Genomic DNA, 20,205 nt, shown 5'->3' with positions numbered 1-20,205 from the left:
GATGGGCAATTTTCGGGCTTTTCGGTCCGTAGCTAGACGGTTTGGACGGGCGAGATGCAGTCGGGCATCGCGCACGTCGTTTTGCGTTCTGCGATTCAAATGCTCGGGAGAGGGATTTTGTTCCTCATATTGGGCGCCGAATTCGGAACGTTCTTGGAAATTCAACCCGGAGGCGATGGCAGTCGCGCTCTGGAAGGTTCGCCCCTTTCGGGCGACGCAATGAGAGGCCACGATGGGTCAGCAGACGTTCACAGGTCGCAAGCGCGTTCGCAAGTTCTTCGGTCATATTAAAGAAGTCGCAGAGATGCCGAACCTCATCGAGGTTCAGAAGGCGTCCTACGACCAGTTCCTGATGGTCGATGAGCCGACCGGCGGTCGCCTCGACGAAGGTCTGCAGGCTGTTTTCCGTTCGGTGTTTCCGATCTCGGATTTCTCGGGCACCTCGATGCTGGAATTCGTGCGCTACGAATTCGAGCCGCCGAAATATGACGTCGATGAGTGCCGCCAGCGCGGCATGACCTATGCTGCGCCGCTGAAGGTGACGCTGCGCCTGATCGTGTTCGATATCGACGAAGAAACCGGCGCCAAGTCCGTCAAGGACATCAAGGAGCAGGACGTCTACATGGGCGATATCCCGCTCATGACCATGAACGGCACCTTCGTCGTCAACGGCACCGAGCGCGTCATCGTCTCGCAGATGCATCGTTCGCCGGGCGTGTTCTTCGACCACGACAAGGGCAAGACCCATTCGTCGGGCAAGCTGCTGTTCGCTGCCCGCGTGATCCCGTATCGCGGTTCCTGGCTGGACATCGAGTTCGACGCCAAGGACATCGTGTTCGCGCGTATCGACCGTCGCCGCAAGATTCCGGTGACGTCGCTGATGTTCGCGCTGGGTCTGGATGGCGAAGAGATTCTCTCGACGTTCTACAAGAAGATCCAGTTCAAGAAGATCAAGGAAGGCTGGCGCGTTCCGTTCGACGCCACCCGTTTCCGTGGCTATTCCACCGTCAACGACCTGATCGATGCCGACACCGGCAAGGTCGTGCTCGAAGCCGGCAAGAAGCTCACCGTGCGCGCTGCCCGTCAGCTCGCCGAGAAGGGCCTCAAGGCGCTGCGTCTGACCGATGAAGAGTTGGTCGGCAACTATCTCGCCGAGGACCTCGTCAACGTGAAGACCGGTGAAATCTACGCCGAAGCCGGCGAGGAAATCACCGAGAAGTCGCTGAAGGCGCTGAACGAGGAGGGCTACAAGGAACTCCCGCTGCTCGACATCGACCACGTCAATATCGGTGCCTATATCCGCAACACGCTTTCGGCAGACAAGAACCTGACGCGTGAAGACGCGCTGTTCGATATCTATCGCGTGATGCGTCCGGGCGAGCCGCCGACGCTCGAATCCGCGCAGAACATGTTCCAGTCGCTGTTCTTCGACAGTGAGCGTTACGATCTCTCGGCCGTGGGCCGCGTGAAGATGAACATGCGCCTCGAACTCGACGCGCCGGACACTCATCGCACGCTGCGCAAGGAAGACATCCTGGCCGTCATCAAGACGCTGGTGGATCTGCGCGACGGCAAGGGCGAAATCGACGACATCGACCATCTCGGCAACCGCCGTGTGCGTTCGGTCGGCGAGCTGATGGAAAATCAGTATCGCGTCGGCCTGCTGCGCATGGAGCGCGCCATCAAGGAACGTATGTCGTCCGTCGACATCGACACCGTGATGCCGCAGGACCTGATCAACGCGAAGCCCGCGGCTGCCGCTGTGCGCGAGTTCTTCGGTTCGTCGCAGCTGTCGCAGTTCATGGACCAGACCAACCCGCTCTCGGAAATCACCCACAAGCGTCGCCTTTCGGCGCTTGGCCCGGGCGGTCTGACCCGTGAGCGCGCCGGCTTCGAAGTCCGCGACGTGCATCCGACCCATTACGGCCGTATCTGCCCGATTGAGACGCCGGAAGGCCCGAACATCGGTCTGATCAACTCGCTCGCCACCTTCGCGCGCGTCAACAAGTACGGCTTCGTCGAGACCCCTTACCGCAAGGTCAAGGACGGTCGCGTCACCGATGAGGTCGTGTACCTCAGCGCGATGGAAGAGGGCCGCTACTCGGTCGCGCAGGCGAACGTGTCGCTCGACGCCAAGGGCAAGTTCACCGAAGACATGATCATCTGCCGTCATGCAGGCGACGTGTTGCCGCTGCCGGCCGACAAGGTCGACTACATGGACGTGTCGCCGAAGCAGCTCGTTTCGGTCGCTGCGGCGCTGATCCCGTTCCTCGAGAACGACGACGCCAACCGCGCGCTGATGGGCTCGAACATGCAGCGTCAGGCCGTGCCTCTGGTGCGCGCCGAAGCGCCGTTCGTCGGTACCGGCATGGAAGCCGTCGTGGCCCGCGACTCCGGTGCTGCGATCGCTGCCCGCCGTTCGGGTGTCATCGACCAGATCGACGCAACCCGCGTGGTTATCCGCGCGACCGAAGATCTCGATCCGACCAAGTCGGGCGTCGATATCTATCGCCTGATGAAGTACCAGCGTTCGAACCAGTCGACCTGTATCAACCAGCGTCCGCTGGTGAAGGTTGGCGACGTCATTCGCAAGGGCGACATCATTGCCGACGGTCCGTCGACCGATCTCGGTGAACTCGCGCTCGGCCGTAACGTGCTCGTCGCGTTCATGCCGTGGAATGGCTACAACTTCGAAGACTCGATCCTCCTCTCGGAGCGGATCGTGAAGGAAGACGTCTTCACCTCGATCCACATCGAGGAATTCGAAGTCATGGCCCGCGACACCAAGCTCGGCCCTGAGGAAATCACCCGCGACATTCCGAACGTGTCGGAAGAAGCGCTGAAGAACCTCGACGAAGCCGGCATCGTCTATATCGGCGCTGAAGTCCGCGCCGGCGACATCCTGGTCGGCAAGATCACGCCGAAGGGCGAAAGCCCGATGACGCCGGAAGAAAAGCTTCTGCGCGCCATCTTCGGTGAAAAGGCGTCGGACGTTCGCGACACCTCGCTCCGCGTGCCTCCGGGCGTGCAGGGCACGATCGTCGAAGTCCGCGTGTTCAACCGGCACGGCGTCGACAAGGACGAACGTGCTCTGGCGATCGAGCGGGAAGAAATCGAACGTCTCGCCAAGGACCGTGACGACGAGCAGGCCATCCTGGATCGTAACGTCTACGGCCGTCTGGCTGATCTCCTGGAGAACAAGGTCGGCATCGCCGGTCCGAAGGGCTTCAAGAAGGACGGCAAGATCACGCGCGCCGTGCTCGACGAAAATCCGCGGTCGCAGTGGTGGATGTTCGCCACCGCGAACGACAAGCTGATGACCGAAATCGAAGCGATGCGGAAGCAGTACGACGAGTCGAAGAAGGGCCTTGAACAGCGCTTCCTCGACAAGGTCGAGAAGCTGCAGCGTGGCGACGAATTGCCGCCAGGCGTGATGAAGATGGTCAAGGTCTTCGTCGCGGTGAAGCGCAAGATTCAGCCCGGCGACAAGATGGCCGGACGTCACGGCAACAAGGGCGTGGTGTCGAAGATCGTTCCGATCGAAGACATGCCGTTCCTTGAAGACGGTACGCATGCGGACATCGTGCTGAACCCGCTCGGCGTGCCGTCGCGCATGAATGTCGGTCAGATCTTGGAGACGCATCTTGGCTGGGCCTGCGCAGGCATGGGCAAGAAGATCGGTCAGACCATCGACGCCTACTACCAGAAGCAGGATCTGAAGCCGCTGCGCGACACCCTGAAGAAGGTTTACGGCGAAGACGAAGTCATCAAGTCACTGAACGACACCGAGCTGCTTGAACTGGCGCGTAACCTGAAGCCTGGCGTGCCGATTGCGACGCCGGTGTTCGACGGTGCGAAGGAAGCCGACATCGAAGAGATGTTGAAGATGGCTGGCTTCGACGCGTCCGGTCAGTCCACCGTCTATGACGGCCGGACCGGCGACCAGTTCGATCGCAAGGTGACTGTGGGCTACATCTACATGCTCAAGCTTCACCATCTCGTGGACGACAAGATCCACGCGCGTTCGATCGGTCCGTACTCGCTCGTCACGCAGCAGCCGCTGGGTGGTAAGGCGCAGTTCGGCGGTCAGCGCTTCGGTGAAATGGAAGTGTGGGCGCTCGAGGCTTACGGCGCGGCGTACACGCTCCAGGAAATGCTGACGGTGAAGTCGGACGACGTCGCGGGCCGTACCAAGGTCTACGAGGCGATCGTGCGCGGCGACGACACGTTCGAGGCCGGTATTCCGGAATCGTTCAACGTGCTGGTCAAGGAAATGCGCTCGCTCGGCCTCAACGTCGACCTGCACAATTCCAAGCTGCCGGGGCCGACCTCCGAAGCTGCCGAGTAAGAACAAGCGTTACGCCCGGCCTGATGGCCGGGCGTCCGCACCCAGCCGGGACGTGGGGCAGGGTGTGTGGCTCTAAAGAATTTCGAATTTGCTGCTGATGGCGATCGGCACGCGAGGAGAAGACGATGAACCAAGAAATTATGAATCTCTTCAATCCGACGACTCCGGCTCAGGTCTTCGACCAGATCCGGATCTCGATTGCGTCCCCGGAGAAGATTCTGTCGTGGTCCTACGGCGAGATCAAGAAGCCGGAAACCATCAATTACCGTACCTTCAAGCCCGAGCGCGACGGCCTGTTCTGTGCCCGCATCTTCGGGCCCATCAAGGATTACGAGTGCTTGTGCGGCAAGTACAAGCGCATGAAGTACAAGGGCATCATCTGCGAGAAGTGCTCGGTCGAAGTGACCCTGTCGCGCGTCAGACGCGAGCGCATGGGCCACATCGAACTGGCTGCTCCGGTCGCGCACATCTGGTTCCTGAAGTCGTTGCCGTCGCGCATCGGCCAGTTGCTGGACATGACGCTCAAGGATCTCGAGCGCATCCTGTATTTCGAATACTACGTCGTTCTCGAGCCGGGTCTCACCGCGCTCAAGGACCGTCAGCTGCTGTCTGAAGAAGAATATCTGAAGGCGCAGGACGAATACGGCCAGGACTCGTTCACCGCGATGATCGGTGCCGAGGCGATCCGTGAACTGTTGAAGGGGCTGGAGCTCGAGAAGCTCGACGAGCAGCTGCGCGTCGAGATGAAGGAGACCGAATCCGACATCAAGCACAAGAAGCTCGCCAAGCGCCTGAAGATCGTCGAGGCTTTCCGCTATTCCGGCAACAAGCCGGAATGGATGATCCTCACGGTGGTGCCGGTGATCCCGCCGGATCTGCGTCCGCTGGTGCCGCTCGATGGCGGCCGCTTCGCGACGTCGGATCTGAACGATCTGTATCGCCGCGTCATCAACCGTAACAACCGCTTGAAGCGTCTGATGGAGCTCCGCGCGCCGGACATCATCATCCGCAACGAAAAGCGCATGCTGCAGGAGGCCGTCGACGCACTGTTCGACAACGGCCGCCGTGGCCGTGTCATCACCGGCGCCAACAAGCGTCCGCTGAAGTCGCTGGCCGACATGCTGAAGGGCAAGCAGGGTCGTTTCCGTCAGAACCTGCTCGGCAAGCGCGTCGACTATTCGGGCCGTTCGGTCATCGTCGTCGGTCCGGAACTGCGTCTGCATCAGTGCGGCCTGCCGAAGAAGATGGCGCTCGAACTGTTCAAGCCGTTCATCTATTCGCGTCTCGACGCCAAGGGTCTGTCCACCACGGTGAAGCAGGCGAAGAAGCTCGTTGAAAAAGAACGTCCCGAGGTCTGGGACATCCTTGACGAGGTCATTCGCGAGCATCCCGTGCTGCTGAACCGCGCGCCGACGCTGCATCGTCTGGGCATCCAGGCGTTCGAGCCGGTGCTGATCGAAGGCAAGGCGATCCAGCTGCATCCGCTGGTCTGCTCGGCCTTCAACGCCGACTTCGACGGCGACCAGATGGCCGTGCACGTTCCGCTGTCGCTCGAAGCGCAGCTGGAAGCGCGCGTCCTGATGATGTCGACCAACAACATCCTGCATCCGGCGAACGGTCAGCCGATCATCGTGCCGTCGCAGGACATCGTGCTGGGTCTGTACTACCTGTCGACCATGCGTGCGGGTCTCCCGGGCGAAAACAAGCTGTATCGTGAGATGGCGGAGATCGAGCATGCGCTGCATGCGAAGGTCATCCACCTCCACACCAAGATCAAATACAGCTGGTCCGGTCTCGATGCGGACGGCAAGCCGGTCACGCGCATGGTGGAAACCACTGCCGGTCGTGCGATGCTCGGTCAGGTTCTGCCGAAGTCGCCGAAGATGCCTTTCGACGTCATCAACAAGCTGATGACCAAGAAGGAAATCTCGGGCGTCATCGATCAGGTCTACCGTCACTGCGGTCAGAAAGAGACCGTGATCTTCTGCGATCGCATCATGGCGCTCGGCTTCTACAACGCGTTCAAGGCCGGCATCTCGTTCGGCAAGGACGACATGGTCGTGCCGGGTTCGAAGTGGAAGATCGTCGACGCCACCCGTGCGTTCGCGAAGGACTTCGAACAGCAGTACAATGACGGTCTGATCACCCACGGTGAGAAGTACAACAAGGTCGTCGACGCCTGGTCGAAGGCGGGTGAAGAAGTCGCCAAGGAGATGATGAAAGAAATCTCCTCGGTGAAGAGGAATGCGGCGGGTGAAGAAGCCCAGATCAACTCGATCTACATGATGGCGCATTCCGGTGCCCGTGGTTCGCCGGCCCAGATGCGTCAGCTCGGTGGTATGCGCGGCCTGATGGCCAAGCCGTCGGGCGAGATCATCGAAACGCCGATCATCTCGAACTTCAAGGAAGGTCTGTCGGTTCTCGAATACTTCAACTCGACCCACGGCGCTCGTAAGGGCCTCGCGGACACCGCGTTGAAGACCGCGAACTCAGGCTATCTGACCCGCCGTCTCGTCGACGTGGCGCAGGACTGCATCATCACGCAGACCGATTGCGGCACCAATCTCGGCATCAAGATGCGCGCCATCATCGACTCCGGTTCGGTGGTCGCATCGCTGGCGTCGCGTATCCTCGGACGTTCGGCTTGCGAAGACATTCGCGATCCCGCGACCAACAAGGTGCTGATCAAGCGCAACACGCTGATGGAAGAGAAGGACGTCGATCTGCTCCAGCAGGCCGGCATCCAGGAAGTGAAGATCCGTTCGGCTCTCACTTGCGAACTGGTCAACGGCATCTGCGGCACCTGCTACGGCCGCGATCTGGCCCGCGGCACGCCCGTCAACCACGGTGAGGCCGTCGGCGTCATCGCGGCGCAGTCGATCGGCGAGCCCGGCACGCAGCTGACGATGCGTACGTTCCACATCGGCGGCGCGGCGCAGCTCAACGAGCAGTCAGTGATCGAGTCGAACTTCGACGGCAAGATCACGATCAAGAACGAGAACATCGCCAAGAACGGCGAAGGCCACATGGTTGCAATGGTGCGCAACATGGTCATCGCCATCTCTGACGCCGATGGCACCGAGCGTGCGACGTACCGTATCCAGTACGGTGCTCGCGTTCACGTCGCCAACGGCGACATGATCAAGCGTGGCCAGCGTATTGCGGAATGGGATCCGTATTCCCGTCCGCTGCTGACCGAAGTCGACGGCACGATCGGGTTTGAGGACCTGATCGACGGCCAGTCGATTACGGAAACGCTCGACGAGTCGACCGGTATCGCCAAGCGCGTCGTTACCGACTGGCGTTCGTCGCGTGGCGGTGCGGACTTGCGTCCGGCTATCGTCATCAAGGGCAAGGACGGCAAGGTCCTCAAGCTCGCACGTGGCGGCGACGCCCGTTACATGCTGTCGCCCGACGCTATTCTGTCGGTCGACGTCGATGCCAAGGTGACCTCGGGCGACATTCTTGCCCGTGTCTCGATGGAAAGCGCGAAGACGCGTGACATCACCGGCGGTCTGCCGCGGGTGGCCGAACTGTTCGAGGCGCGCAAGCCGAAGGACGCGGCGATCATCGCGGAAATCGGCGGCACCATCCGCTTTGGACGCGACTACAAGAACAAGCGTCGCATCTCGATCGAGCCGCTCGACAAGAATGAGGAGACCCGCGAGTACCTCATTCCGAAGGGCAAGCAGATCCATCTGCAGGACGGCGACATCGTCGAAAAGGGCGATTACATCGTCGAAGGCAATCCGGCGCCGCACGACATTCTGGCGATCAAGGGCATCGAGGAACTCGCTGCCTATCTGGTCAACGAAATCCAGGAAGTTTACCGGTTGCAGGGCGTGCTCATCAACGACAAGCACATCGAAGTGATTGTCCGTCAGATGCTGCAGAAGGTCGAGATTACCGATCAGGGCGAGACCGACATGATCTCGGGCGAGCAGATCGACAAGATCGAGTTCGACGCGCTGAACCTGAAGGCGAAGGAAGAAGGCAAGAAGATCGCGACCGGAAACCCTGTGCTGCTGGGCATCACCAAGGCCAGCTTGCAGACCCGTTCGTTCTTCTCGGCAGCGTCGTTCCAGGAGACCACGCGCGTGCTCACCGAAGCTGCCGTCAACGGCAAGGTGGACCCGCTCGAAGGCCTCAAGGAAAACGTCATTGTCGGCCGCCTGATCCCGGCCGGTACTGGCGCCTCGATGGCGAAGATCCGCGAAGTCGCAATGAAGCGCGACAAGATGATCCTCGACGAGCGCGAGAAGCAGGCAGCGATCGTGCCGTCGGCTCCGGCAGAAGAACCGCTGATGCTGCCGTCGGCCGAGTAATCGGGCCGGGCAGACTTAAGAAACGAAAGGGCCGGCGCAAGCTGGCCCTTTCTCGTTTTGATCTGTTCATTCGGTTGGTAACGGAGAGCGGTCAGATGACATGCGATATTCGGCCGGCTCAAGCCGGCGATGCAGCAGGTATCAGCCGCGTCATCATCCGCGCGCTGCGCGAAACCAATGCGAAGGATTACACGCCCGATATCATCGCGCGGGTTGAACTCAGTTTCAGCCCCGCGGCTGTCGAACGATTGATCGACCAGCGCGATGTGTTCGTTGCCGAGATGGACAATCGTGTTGTCGGCACGGCGAGCCTGGATGGGCAGGCCCTGCGGACCATGTTCGTCTTGTCGGACGTGCAAGGGCGCGGCATCGGCCGTTTGCTGGTGCAGCGGATCGAGAGGGTCGCCCGCGAACGACAGCTTGCGATTTTGACGGTTCCGGCGACGGTCACCGCAGAGGCTTTTTACGCGAGACTGGGCTTCACGGCCGTTCGTGAGGCCTATCACGGTGAGGAGCGGACCATCGTCATGGAGCGTGTCTTGTCGCCGACCAACTGACCTGCCACTACAGATCACATCAATGCCATGGAAAAGGCCGGCGAAAGCCAGCCTTTTTCGCGTCTGGCGTGTATTGCGGCGCACTACATGCTTTTGTTCATCTTTCCTTCAGCTGAAAAATGTTTTCACTTGGAGGGGGTTAGCGCGAGTCGACGGGGTCGACGGGCCAGCCTTGCAGCGTCAGCGGATTCCGCTTTGGCTGGGAATACGTTACATCGACCGTTGCCGGATATTGCCGCCGGCAAACACGACGCGTGAAAGAAACCTATGCTTGATCTTGCAATTGTTGGTGGTGGTCCAGGCGGCCTGATGAGCGCCTGGTATCTCAAGAAGAAGCTCGGCGATCTATGTCGTGTCACCATCTACGAGGCGTCCGACCGCGTCGGCGGCAAGATTCTCACGCGCAAATTCGATACCGCGCCAGCCATGTACGAAGCTGGCGTTGCGGAAATCTACGATTACTCGATGACAGGGCCGGATCCGCTGCGCGAGCTGATCCAGCATTTCGGCCTGCAGACCATTCCGATGGATGCCGAGCAGGTGCAACTGGACGGCGAGCTGCTCAACGACGTGCCGGGCATGCGCAAGAAATACGGCGCCAAGACCGCAGCCGCCATTGAAGCCTTCCGTAAGAAGTGCGCGAGCATGGTGTCGCCGATCGAATATTACGAAGGCGTCGGTTCGCACGACAACGAACACCCCTGGGCATGGATAAATGCCGAGGAACTGCTTGATAAGGAAGTCAGCGATCCCATTGCCAAGCGCTTCCTGAAGGTGATGGCGCGCTCCGACATCGCGACCGAGACGCACAACACCAACGGCCTCAATGCGCTGAAGAACTTCGTGATGGATGTCGATGGCTATATCGGCCTCTATTCGATCCAGAACGGCAACGAGCAGCTGATCTCCTGCCTGCAGTCGGAAGTCGATGCCGACATCCGGCTGAATCACCGTGTGCTCAAGGTCGGCAAGACCGAGCAGGGCCGCTATCAGCTCGACATGATGAACGGCAAGGGGCCGGACACCCGCGATTTCGATCTCGTGGTGATGTGCCTGCCGCATTCATGGCTGGCGACCATGCGCTGGGACGGCGAGCAGCTGCGCAAGTCGATGGTCAAACACGTCGCTTACTTCGACCGCCCGGCGCATTATCTGCGGATCTCGCTGCTGTTCGACACCCCGTTCTGGGGCGATCAGATTCCCGGTGCTTGGTTCATGTCGGAAGCCTTCGGCGGCTGCTGTGTCTATAACGAGGGCGCGCGCCACGATGTCGGCAAGCACGGCGTGCTGAACTGGCTGGTGCCAGGCTCCGACGCGCTGGCCTTTGCCAACCTCACAGACGATGAGTTGATCGATGCCGCGCTGAAGTCGTTGCCGGTCTCGTTTGGCGATGCGCGTGAGCATCTGCTGGAAGGCAAGATCCATCGCTGGCTGTCGTCGGTCAACGCGATCCCCGGCGGCATGCCGGTGCGCGACGTCATGACCAATCACCGGCCGGAGCCGAAGGATCATCCGGGCCTCGTCGTGGTCGGCGACTATCTGTTCGACTCCACGCTGAACGGTCTGCTCGACTCCTCCGATGCCGCCACCGACATCATCCTCACCGAGATGATGCGCCTGCGCCGTGCGCAGGGTCAGAATGGCACGACGATCTCCGACAAGATTGATCGCGACTATTTCCAGAACTATCGCGGTGTCGGTCCTTATAGCGAGGTCTGGAGCCAGTTTACCGACCCGGCCTATCTGACAAATCTCATCAAGATCGTCTGGGGCCGCGCCAAGGGCTACAAGCTGCTGGTCGCCGGCTCGGCATCAGGCGAACTGGTCGGCGCGTTGCGTGCCAGGGGGATCGACGCCTGGGGTGTCGAGAACAACAAGGCGATCCACGCCAGGACGCCAAAGGCGCTGCAGAAGTTCAACAAGCTCGGCTCGATCACCGATCTGCCCTTCAAGGCCGGGCAGTTCGATTTCGTGTTCGAGACCAGCCTGTGTCACGTGAGCGACAAACAGGTGGTTACGGCCGTGCAGGAGCTCAACCGCGTCGTGAAGACCGGCCTTGTGTTCGGCTCGGTCACGTCTGACATGGCGCCAGCGGTGATCGATCGCTACGACCTGCTGCGCGGCGTCAAGAAGCTCGGCACCTGGTGGGAGTGGTCGGAACTGTTCTTCGGCAATGGCTTCGACCTGTCGATGCATCGCCGCGACTGCACCGAGGCGGTGTGGGAAGCGACACTGGCCGCCGGCAAGGGCCCGGGCCACTGGTATGCCGACGCGGACAGCCTGCGTTACTCGTTCTTCGACAAGGTCGATGCCGAGGATTGATCTTTGGCATCCGCCTTCGGTTGCTTTGCCGAGGACATTCTGATCGCATAGGATCATTGCCGTGGCTGTCCGGGCCGCTTCATTGATTCTTGCGGTCGAAGGACCGTGCAGCAACGGTTCGTTCCATGGCGTCGAAGCCACCTCCAAAGCCTCCATCTGACGACAAGAACGCGGCCGAGCCGGCCACGCCGCTCGATGACAAGTTCGCGCTCCCGGTTGGCGCTGCCGCCGCTTCGGTTCCCAGCACGAAACCGCCGGCCGTCGAGAAGACGGCAAAAGCCAAGCCTGCCGTCGATGATGACGACGAGGATGAAGACGACGAGCTCGATGACGATGATGACGAGGAACTGGTCGTCTTCACCGCGCGCGAGGCCGCCGGCGCATTCGGAACGGTCTATCGTTTCACGCGACCGTTGCTCGGCAAGTACCGCAAGCTGCTTGGCTTCGTTGGCTTCGGCGTTCTGGTCGAGACGCTGTTCAACGTCATCATGCCGCTCAGCCTCAAATATCTGATCGACGACGCGCTCGGCGAGGAAGACTTCGACGCGCTGTTCAAGATCCTGTCGGTGCTGGCCGTGGCCGGCATTGTCACGTCGATCGTTGCGATCTGGTACGAGCGCTGGGACGCCAAACTGGCAGCCTCGATCATCACGGACGTCCGCTCGCGCCTGTTCGATCACGTGCAGGATCTGCCGTCGGCCTATTTCGCCCGCACCAAGCGCGGCGAGATTCTGTCGCGCTTCTCGATCGATCTGTCGTCTTTCGAGACGGCCATCAAGAGTTTCGCCAACAGCGCATTGCTGCCGTTCCTCGAACTCATCGCCGGCATCGGGCTGATGCTGTATCTGAACTGGCAGCTGGCCGCCGTCGCGCTATTGATTTTCCCGATCACGCTGATTGGCCCGCGCATCCTGACGCCGAAGGCCGTGCAGGCCAATTACGACCAGAAGCTCAGCGAAGCTTCAGTGCTCGGCATGGTGCAGGAAAACATCGCGGCACAGGCGGTGATCAAGGCCTTCAGCCTGCAGCGCCGTACCATGGGCTGGTTCCGGCTGCGCAACAACGAAACGCGCGACAGGATCGCGGCGGCGACCTTCCTGTCGACCATGGTCGAGCGCTCGGTCACCGTCTCGGTATTGCTGCTGCATTTGGTGGTTCTGGCGATCGGCGCCTATCTCGCCACCAAGGGTCAGATCACTGTCGGCACCTTCGTCACCTTCGAAAGCGCGTTCTGGGAGGTGTCTTACAATATCGCCCATGTCATGCATTTCATCCCGGTGTCGATCCAGGCAGCGGCCGCGGTGCGGCACATGGAGGAAATGCTCGACGAGCCGACACGCGGCGCCGACAAGCCCGGCTCACCGGAGCTGCCGCGCATCGTCAACGACATCACGTTCGATCGCGTCTCGTTCAAGTATGAGAACAGCCAGCAGCCGGTGCTCGACAATCTCAGCCTCAAGATCAATGTCGGCAAGACCGTCGCTATTGTCGGCCCGTCCGGTTCCGGCAAGAGCACGTTGCTGAACCTGATCCTGCGGCTCTATATGCCGGACGAGGGCAGGGTGACCATTGACGGCGTCGATATCCGCAAGATCACGCGCGAGTCCCTGCGCGGCCACATGGCGGTGGTGTTCCAGGAGAACATGCTGTTCAACATGTCGATCCGCGAGAACATCCGGCTCGGCAAGGAAGGCGCCACCGACGAGGAAGTCGAGCAGGCGGCGCGCAAGGCCGAGATCCATCGCTACATCATGAGCCTTCCGGACAAATACGACACCCAGGTCGGCGAGCGCGGCGATACGCTCTCCGGCGGCCAACGCCAGCGGATTGCGATCGCGCGGGCCGTCGTCCGCAATCCGTCGGTACTCCTGCTGGATGAGGCGACATCCGCCCTCGACCAGACAACCGAGGCGGCGCTCAACAAGACGCTGTTCAAACTCGCCAAGGGCCGCACCCTGATTTCGTCGACGCACCGGCTGGCCGCCGTGGTGGATATGGACGAAATCATCGTCATCAATGGCGGCAAGGCGATCGAGCGCGGCTCGCACAAGGAGCTGCTGGCGCTGAACGGTACCTATCGCCAGCTCTGGGACGACCAGCGGCACAGGTCATCTGCCAACGACGATGATGATGACGAGGATGACGACGACGAGTGAGCGCATCTGAAGATGTGTGAGGCGGTCATCCCGCCGTTCGCAGTAATCCCGCCGCGAGCTGGCGGAAAGCCTCGACAGCTTTCGTAAGGACCGCGTGGGGATCGTCGGCGGCAGCGATCCAGAGGGCGGCGTTGAGCGCCGCGCCATTGATCAGACGGGCCGCCGCTTCGGCATCGACAGGCTTGACCGTTCCATCGTCGATCAGCCGTTGAATCGCCTGTGTTGTCGTGCGCAGACACGCCGTCTGGTTCGGCCATTGCGAGGGATCGCCGAGTACGGCGGGGCCGTCCAGCAGCATGATGCGCTGGATCTCCGGCTCGAGGGACATTTCGATATAGGCGACGCCTTCGTTGAGAAACCCGTCCCATGCGGTGTCCGCCTGACCGCGGGCAGCGCGCATGCGCGCCAACATTTCCGCGTCGATCTGATCGATGACGGCCTGCAGCAAACCCTTTTTGTCGCCGAAGTTGTGATAGAGCGCGCCGCGCGTCAGGCCGGCTTCCGCGGTTAGATCGTCCATCGACGCGGCCGCATAGCCTTTGGCGGCGAAAGCCGTTCGGGCCGCCCGGATGAGCTTGGCCCGGGTTTCCTCCACCATTTCCGCTCGTCGTCTCGCGACCACTGTCATCTCCGCAAAGTAACATACGCGCTGTATGCGTATTGACATACGAGGCGTATGCCTGAATATTCTGACATACGGGGCGTACATAATCGTTGAACAGGACTGACACCATGACCAAACGCGACGCGATTTTCCCGGCCGGCCGGCAGGCGCTTTACGAGATCAACCGGTATTCGGCGGCGATACGATCGGGCGACCTCCTGTTTGTCTCCGGCCAGGTCGGCAGCCGGGAAGACGGCTCGCCGGAGCCGGTCTTCGAAAAGCAGGTCCAGCTGGCATTCGATAACCTCGCGGCCGTGCTGAAGGCTGCAGGTTGCACATTCGACGACGTGGTCGACGTGACCACTTTCCACACCGACCCGGCCACCCAGTTCGCGGCGGTCAATGCCGTCCGATTGGCCGTAATCGGTGAACCGCCTTACCCGAACTGGACCGCCGTCGGGGTCAACTGGCTGGCGGGCTTCGATTTCGAGATCAAGGTCATCGCACGCCTCCCTGCATCCGCCTGATTGGCTGACCGTGAGTGTCGGGTGGGGTGGGCTGTGTCCCTCTCCATTCGGCCCCCCGGTAATATTTGCTGCTGATCGAGCTGGCCCGGTGTGCCGATTCGGGACGCGATACGGTTTGCATCGGATGTGAGCCGGCGGAGCAGGTCGCAAGAATTCCGCAACCCAGGCGATTCTCTTTCATCAAACTGCAACGAATCCGAGTCGCAGATTCTTTCGTGGATGACATGGCAGGCGCCGAAATCGCGTATGTTCTGTCATGATCCACATGCTAGAAGATGCAGTGCGAGAAGCGTTTCTTTCATCGCGCTTTATTGTTGACTTGGGTATCCCCTGCGGATACAACCCGGCCATTCAACGACAGGCGGTGAGCTTCGCCAGTGTCGGAACGGATCACCCAATCGGCTTTTCGGAGCTAATCGGGCACCAACCTCGACCAAGAAGCTCAAACGCTGTCGCTATATCAAGGCAATGCCAAAACGACGTTTGTCTCCTGAGAGACTTCTCTCTTGAGATTAAATTCGAATGCATGACCTCGGTGCAGACCTAAAGACGCAAGTCTGGCGGTCATGATCGCGGTCCTCTGTGGCGTTAAGCGCTTTCCGTTCAGCAATGAATGGTTGGCGTGATTTCGTTTTGCGTGAAGCTTTTCACGTGATGCGAACCGTGGGGCAGGTTGCTCCGATGTGATTTTGAGGAAGCCGTTACGGCTTCGAGCGAACTAAAGGGTGAAGGCTGACATGCCGACGATCAACCAGCTGATCGCTACTCCGCGCGCAATTCAGAAGTCGCGCAAGAAGGTTCCTGCGCTGCAGCAGTCGCCGCAGAAGCGCGGCGTTTGCACGCGTGTCTACACGACGACTCCGAAGAAGCCGAACTCGGCGCTTCGTAAGGTTGCCAAGGTGCGTCTGACCAATGGCTTCGAAGTCATCGGTTACATTCCGGGTGAAGGTCATAACCTTCAGGAGCACTCCGTGGTCATGATCCGCGGCGGTCGCGTCAAGGATTTGCCCGGCGTGCGTTACCACATCCTCCGCGGCGTGCTGGATACCCAGGGCGTCAAGAACCGTAAGCAGCGTCGTTCGAAGTACGGCGCGAAGCGTCCGAAGTAAGCCGGGGTCTGATCGATGTCTCGTCGCCATTCAGCTGAAAAGCGTGAAGTTAACCCGGATCCGAAGTTCGGGAACGTCATCGTCACCAAGTTCATGAATTCGATCATGTATGACGGCAAGAAGTCTGCCGCCGAAACCATCGTTTACGGTGCTTTCGAAATGATCGAAGCGAAGACCAAGCAGGGTCCGCTCGGCGTGTTCGAGCAGGCTCTGGAAAATGTGATGCCGACGATCGAAGTTCGTTCGCGTCGCGTTGGTGGCGCCACCTATCAGGTGCCGGTTGAAGTCCGCAGCATTCGGCGCCAGGCGCTGGGCATTCGCTGGCTGATCACCGCTGCGCGCGCTCGCAACGAGAAGACCATGACCGAGCGTCTTTCGGCTGAGCTGCTCGATGCGTCAAACAACCGTGGTAACGCCGTGAAGAAGCGGGAAGACGTGCACAAGATGGCGGAAGCCAATCGCGCATTCTCGCACTATCGCTGGTAACGGCGAAACTCCGGAATTTAAGGAACATCCCATGCCTCGCGTACATGCCATTGAGGACTACCGTAACTTCGGTATCATGGCGCATATCGATGCCGGTAAGACGACAACGACCGAGCGCATCCTCTATTACACCGGCAAGAGCCACAAAATCGGCGAAGTGCACGAAGGTGCCGCGACGATGGATTGGATGGAGCAGGAGCAGGAGCGTGGCATCACCATCACGTCCGCTGCCACCACTGCATTCTGGAACGGCCATCGCCTGAACATCATCGACACCCCCGGCCACGTCGACTTCACGATTGAAGTCGAGCGTTCGCTGCGCGTGCTCGACGGCGCCGTGTGCGTTCTCGACTCCAACCAGGGCGTCGAGCCGCAGACCGAAACCGTTTGGCGTCAGGGCGACAAGTACAAGGTTCCGCGGATCGTTTTCGCGAACAAGATGGATAAGACCGGCGCTGACTTCTATAAGTGCCTGCAGGACATCATCGATCGTCTCGGCGCGAAGCCCGTTGCAATCCAGCTGCCGATCGGCGCGGAGAACGACTTCGTCGGCATGGTCGATCTCGTGATCATGAAGGCCTATATCTGGAACAACGAGGCCCTCGGCGCGAAGTACGAGACCGTCGACATTCCGGCTGACCTGGTCGAGAAGGCCAAGGAATATCGCGAGAAGCTGCTCGAAGCCGCCGTCGAACTCGACGATGAGGCGATGACTGCTTACCTCGACGGCACCGAGCCGGACGAGGCGACCCTCAAGCGTCTGATCCGTAAGGCCGTGCTGACTGGCGCGTTCTACCCGGTTCTCTGCGGCTCGGCTTTCAAGAACAAGGGCGTGCAGCCTTTGCTCGACGCGGTTGTCGATTATCTGCCGTCGCCGGTTGACGTTCCTGCCATCAAGGGCACGGACGAAGACGGCAACGAGATCCTCCGCAAGGCGGACGACAAGGAGCCGCTGGCTCTGCTCGCATTCAAGATCATGGACGATCCGTTCGTCGGCACCATCACCTTCTGTCGCATCTATTCGGGTGTTCTGCAGAGCGGCACCGGTGTCGTGAACTCGACCCGTGAGAAGAAAGAACGTATCGGCCGCATGCTGCTGATGCATGCGAACAACCGTGAAGACATCAAGGAAGCCTTTGCCGGCGACATCGTCGCTCTGGCTGGCCTCAAGGAAGCCCGCACCGGTGACACGCTTTGCGATCCGGACAAGCAGGTCATTCTCGAGCGCATGGAATTCCCGGAGCCGGTGATCGAAATCGCGATTGAGCCGAAGTCCAAGGCCGACCAGGAAAAGCTGGGCGTCGCTCTGGCGAAGCTCGCTGCGGAAGATCCGTCGTTCCGCGTGTCGACCGACCACGAGTCCGGCCAGACCATTCTGAAGGGCATGGGCGAACTCCATCTCGACATCAAGGTCGACATTCTGCGCCGTACCTACAAGGTCGATGCGAATATCGGCGCGCCGCAGGTGGCGTTCCGTGAGAAGATCACGAAGCGCGCTGAAGTCGACTACACCCACAAGAAGCAGACCGGTGGTACCGGCCAGTTCGCCCGCGTCAAGTTCGTGGTCGAGCCGGGCGAGCCGGGTTCGGGCTTCGTGTTCGAATCCAAGGTCGTCGGTGGTTCGGTTCCGAAGGAATACATCCCCGGCGTCGAAAAGGGTCTCAACAGCGTCATGACTTCGGGCGTGGTCGCGGGCTTCCCCGTGGTCGACGTTCATGTCCAGCTGGTTGACGGCGCTTATCACGACGTCGACTCGTCGGCACTGGCCTTCGAAATTGCTTCGCGCGCGGCACTCCGCGACGCGCTGCAGAAGGGCAAGTCCGTTCTGCTCGAGCCGATCATGAAGGTCGAATGCGTGACCCCGGAAGACTACACCGGTTCTGTCATCGGCGACTTGAACTCGCGGCGCGGTCAGATCCAGGGTCAGGACATGCGCGGCAACGCCAACGTCATCAACGCGATGGTGCCGCTCATGAACATGTTCGGTTACGTGAACACGCTGCGCTCGATGAGCCAGGGTCGTGCAACGTTCTCGATGTCATTCGATCACTACGCGGAAGCGCCGGCCAATGTGTCGGCAGAAGTCCAGAAGAAGTTTGCCTGATTGTCGTTAGCGACAGTTGACGACTAAACGGAGAGAGTCATGGCCAAAGCAAAATTTGAACGTAACAAGCCGCACTGCAATATTGGTACGATCGGTCACGTTGACCACGGCAAGACGTCGCTGACGGCGGCGATCACGAAGGTGCTGGCAGAGACGGGCGGTGCCACGTTCACCGCTTACGACCAGATCGACAAGGCGCCCGAGGAAAAGGCCCGCGGCATCACCATTTCGACGGCACACGTCGAATACGAGACCGCCAACCGCCACTATGCGCACGTCGATTGCCCCGGCCACGCCGACTATGTGAAGAACATGATCACCGGCGCCGCGCAGATGGACGGTGGCATCCTGGTCGTGTCGGCTGCCGACGGCCCGATGCCGCAGACCCGCGAGCACATCCTGCTGGCGCGCCAGGTCGGCGTTCCCGCGCTGGTCGTGTTCCTGAACAAGTGCGACATGGTCGACGATCCGGAACTGCTCGAGCTCGTGGAAATGGAAGTCCGCGAATTGCTCTCGAAGTACGACTTCCCGGGCGATGACATTCCGATCATCAAGGGTTCGGCGCTGGCCGCTCTCGAAAACTCGGACCAGAAGCTCGGTCACGACGCCATTCTCGAACTGATGAAGAATGTCGACAGCTACATCCCGCAGCCGGAGCGTCCGGTTGACCAGCCGTTCCTGATGCCGGTGGAAGACGTGTTCTCGATCTCGGGCCGTGGTACGGTCGTGACCGGCCGCGTCGAGCGCGGCATCGTCAAGGTCGGCGAGGAAATCGAAATCGTCGGCATCCGCGCCACGCAGAAGACGATCTGCACCGGCGTTGAAATGTTCCGCAAGCTGCTCGATCAGGGCCAGGCCGGCGACAACATCGGCGCGCTGCTGCGCGGCACCAAGCGTGAAGACGTCGAGCGCGGCCAGGTGCTGTGCAAGCCGGGTTCGGTGAAGCCGCACACCAAGTTCAAGGCCGAGGCTTACATTCTGACCAAGGAAGAGGGTGGCCGTCACACGCCGTTCTTCACCAACTACCGTCCGCAGTTCTACTTCCGCACCACCGACGTGACCGGTGTGGTGCATCTGCCGGAAGGCACCGAAATGGTGATGCCGGGCGACAACATCGCCATGGAAGTGCACCTGATCGTGCCGATCGCGATGGAAGAAAAGCTGCGCTTCGCCATCCGTGAAGGCGGCCGCACCGTCGGTGCAGGCGTCGTCGCTAGCATCATCGAGTAAGGACGCGAACAGGAAGTCGTGAGTAGCGGGTCTCGCTACTCGCTACTCGCAACAACCATTCGCTTTCAAAGAAAGACACGGCAATGAACGGCCAGAATATCCGCATTCGTCTCAAGGCGTTCGATCATCGTATCCTCGATGCATCGACCCGTGAGATCGTGAGCACCGCGAAGCGCACGGGTGCACAGGTCCGTGGACCCATCCCGCTGCCGACGCGCATCGAGAAGTTCACGGTCAACCGTTCGCCGCACGTCGACAAGAAGAGCCGCGAGCAGTTCGAGATGCGCACCCATAAGCGTCTTCTCGATATCGTCGATCCGACCCCGCAGACAGTCGATGCTTTGATGAAGCTCGACCTGGCCGCCGGTGTCGACGTCGAGATCAAGCTCTAAGTATTTAGGTCCCGTCCGGTCAAACGGACAGAAAGAACAGGAAGC

Annotated in this window: 12 protein-coding genes; 11 read left to right on the top strand and 1 reads right to left on the bottom strand. The window is 60.4% G+C overall.

Annotation, left to right across the window (positions count from 1 at the left end):
* The first annotated feature begins 232 nt into the window (after positions 1–232).
* From rpoB to AB8A50_RS10055, 5 genes are all read left to right on the top strand, one after another.
* Positions 233–4,348 (top strand): DNA-directed RNA polymerase subunit beta, encoded by a 4,116-nt coding sequence (gene rpoB, locus AB8A50_RS10075; RefSeq protein ID WP_120286934.1) that lies wholly within the window; start codon positions 233–235, stop codon positions 4,346–4,348.
* A gap of 125 nt (positions 4,349–4,473) precedes the next feature.
* Complete coding sequence (rpoC, locus tag AB8A50_RS10070) at positions 4,474–8,673, top strand: DNA-directed RNA polymerase subunit beta' (RefSeq protein WP_093762211.1); 4,200 nt, start codon at positions 4,474–4,476, stop codon at positions 8,671–8,673.
* Between the two features lie 95 nt (positions 8,674–8,768).
* Positions 8,769–9,230 (top strand): GNAT family N-acetyltransferase, encoded by a 462-nt coding sequence (locus tag AB8A50_RS10065; RefSeq protein WP_439077555.1) that lies wholly within the window; start codon positions 8,769–8,771, stop codon positions 9,228–9,230.
* 267 nt (positions 9,231–9,497) lie between these two features.
* Positions 9,498–11,552 carry an FAD-dependent oxidoreductase gene (locus AB8A50_RS10060; protein ID WP_439077554.1) on the top strand — a complete coding sequence of 685 codons (2,055 nt, stop codon included), beginning with the start codon at positions 9,498–9,500 and terminating at the stop codon, positions 11,550–11,552.
* Between the two features lie 125 nt (positions 11,553–11,677).
* Complete coding sequence (locus AB8A50_RS10055) at positions 11,678–13,708, top strand: ABC transporter ATP-binding protein (RefSeq protein ID WP_184517876.1); 2,031 nt, start codon at positions 11,678–11,680, stop codon at positions 13,706–13,708.
* A 25-nt stretch (positions 13,709–13,733) separates the two neighbouring features.
* Here the strand turns inward: AB8A50_RS10055 and AB8A50_RS10050 are convergent, their stop codons facing one another.
* Positions 13,734–14,306, bottom strand: coding sequence for a TetR/AcrR family transcriptional regulator (locus AB8A50_RS10050; protein ID WP_081421804.1), 573 nt, complete (start codon positions 14,304–14,306; stop codon positions 13,734–13,736).
* Positions 14,307–14,440: 134 nt separating this feature from the next.
* Between AB8A50_RS10050 and AB8A50_RS10045 the strand changes: the two genes are divergently transcribed.
* From AB8A50_RS10045 to rpsJ, 6 genes are all read left to right on the top strand, one after another.
* Positions 14,441–14,839 (top strand): RidA family protein, encoded by a 399-nt coding sequence (locus AB8A50_RS10045; RefSeq protein ID WP_175365590.1) that lies wholly within the window; start codon positions 14,441–14,443, stop codon positions 14,837–14,839.
* A 737-nt stretch (positions 14,840–15,576) separates the two neighbouring features.
* Entirely contained in the window at positions 15,577–15,948 is a 372-nt protein-coding gene (gene rpsL / locus AB8A50_RS10040) for a 30S ribosomal protein S12 (RefSeq protein WP_068731626.1), read from the top strand.
* Between the two features lie 15 nt (positions 15,949–15,963).
* Positions 15,964–16,434, top strand: coding sequence for a 30S ribosomal protein S7 (rpsG, locus tag AB8A50_RS10035; RefSeq protein WP_068731502.1), 471 nt, complete (start codon positions 15,964–15,966; stop codon positions 16,432–16,434).
* A 31-nt stretch (positions 16,435–16,465) separates the two neighbouring features.
* Entirely contained in the window at positions 16,466–18,538 is a 2,073-nt protein-coding gene (fusA, locus tag AB8A50_RS10030) for an elongation factor G (protein WP_089268268.1), read from the top strand.
* Positions 18,539–18,577: 39 nt separating this feature from the next.
* Entirely contained in the window at positions 18,578–19,768 is a 1,191-nt protein-coding gene (tuf, locus tag AB8A50_RS10025) for an elongation factor Tu (protein WP_184517871.1), read from the top strand.
* An 83-nt stretch (positions 19,769–19,851) separates the two neighbouring features.
* On the top strand, positions 19,852–20,160 hold the full coding sequence (gene rpsJ, locus AB8A50_RS10020; protein WP_013166261.1) for a 30S ribosomal protein S10: 309 nt from the start codon (positions 19,852–19,854) through the stop codon (positions 20,158–20,160).
* Positions 20,161–20,205 lie beyond the last annotated feature (45 nt).

This window comes from Tardiphaga sp. 841_E9_N1_2, from assembly GCF_051811065.1.
Lineage (GTDB): Bacteria > Pseudomonadota > Alphaproteobacteria > Rhizobiales > Xanthobacteraceae > Tardiphaga > Tardiphaga robiniae.
This window is presented reverse-complemented; position numbering and strand designations above follow the sequence as displayed.

Bases quoted from the DNA above. Each gene is read 5' to 3' on its own strand.
- rpoB (WP_120286934.1), top strand. From the start codon at position 233: ATGGGTCAGCAGACGTTCACAGGTCGCAAGCGCGTTCGCAAGTTCTTC.
- rpoC (WP_093762211.1), top strand. From the start codon at position 4,474: ATGAACCAAGAAATTATGAATCTCTTCAATCCGACGACTCCGGCTCAG.
- AB8A50_RS10065 (WP_439077555.1), top strand. From the start codon at position 8,769: ATGACATGCGATATTCGGCCGGCTCAAGCCGGCGATGCAGCAGGTATC.
- AB8A50_RS10060 (WP_439077554.1), top strand. From the start codon at position 9,498: ATGCTTGATCTTGCAATTGTTGGTGGTGGTCCAGGCGGCCTGATGAGC.
- AB8A50_RS10055 (WP_184517876.1), top strand. From the start codon at position 11,678: ATGGCGTCGAAGCCACCTCCAAAGCCTCCATCTGACGACAAGAACGCG.
- AB8A50_RS10050 (WP_081421804.1), bottom strand. From the start codon at position 14,306: ATGGTGGAGGAAACCCGGGCCAAGCTCATCCGGGCGGCCCGAACGGCT.
- AB8A50_RS10045 (WP_175365590.1), top strand. From the start codon at position 14,441: ATGACCAAACGCGACGCGATTTTCCCGGCCGGCCGGCAGGCGCTTTAC.
- rpsL (WP_068731626.1), top strand. From the start codon at position 15,577: ATGCCGACGATCAACCAGCTGATCGCTACTCCGCGCGCAATTCAGAAG.
- rpsG (WP_068731502.1), top strand. From the start codon at position 15,964: ATGTCTCGTCGCCATTCAGCTGAAAAGCGTGAAGTTAACCCGGATCCG.
- fusA (WP_089268268.1), top strand. From the start codon at position 16,466: ATGCCTCGCGTACATGCCATTGAGGACTACCGTAACTTCGGTATCATG.
- tuf (WP_184517871.1), top strand. From the start codon at position 18,578: ATGGCCAAAGCAAAATTTGAACGTAACAAGCCGCACTGCAATATTGGT.
- rpsJ (WP_013166261.1), top strand. From the start codon at position 19,852: ATGAACGGCCAGAATATCCGCATTCGTCTCAAGGCGTTCGATCATCGT.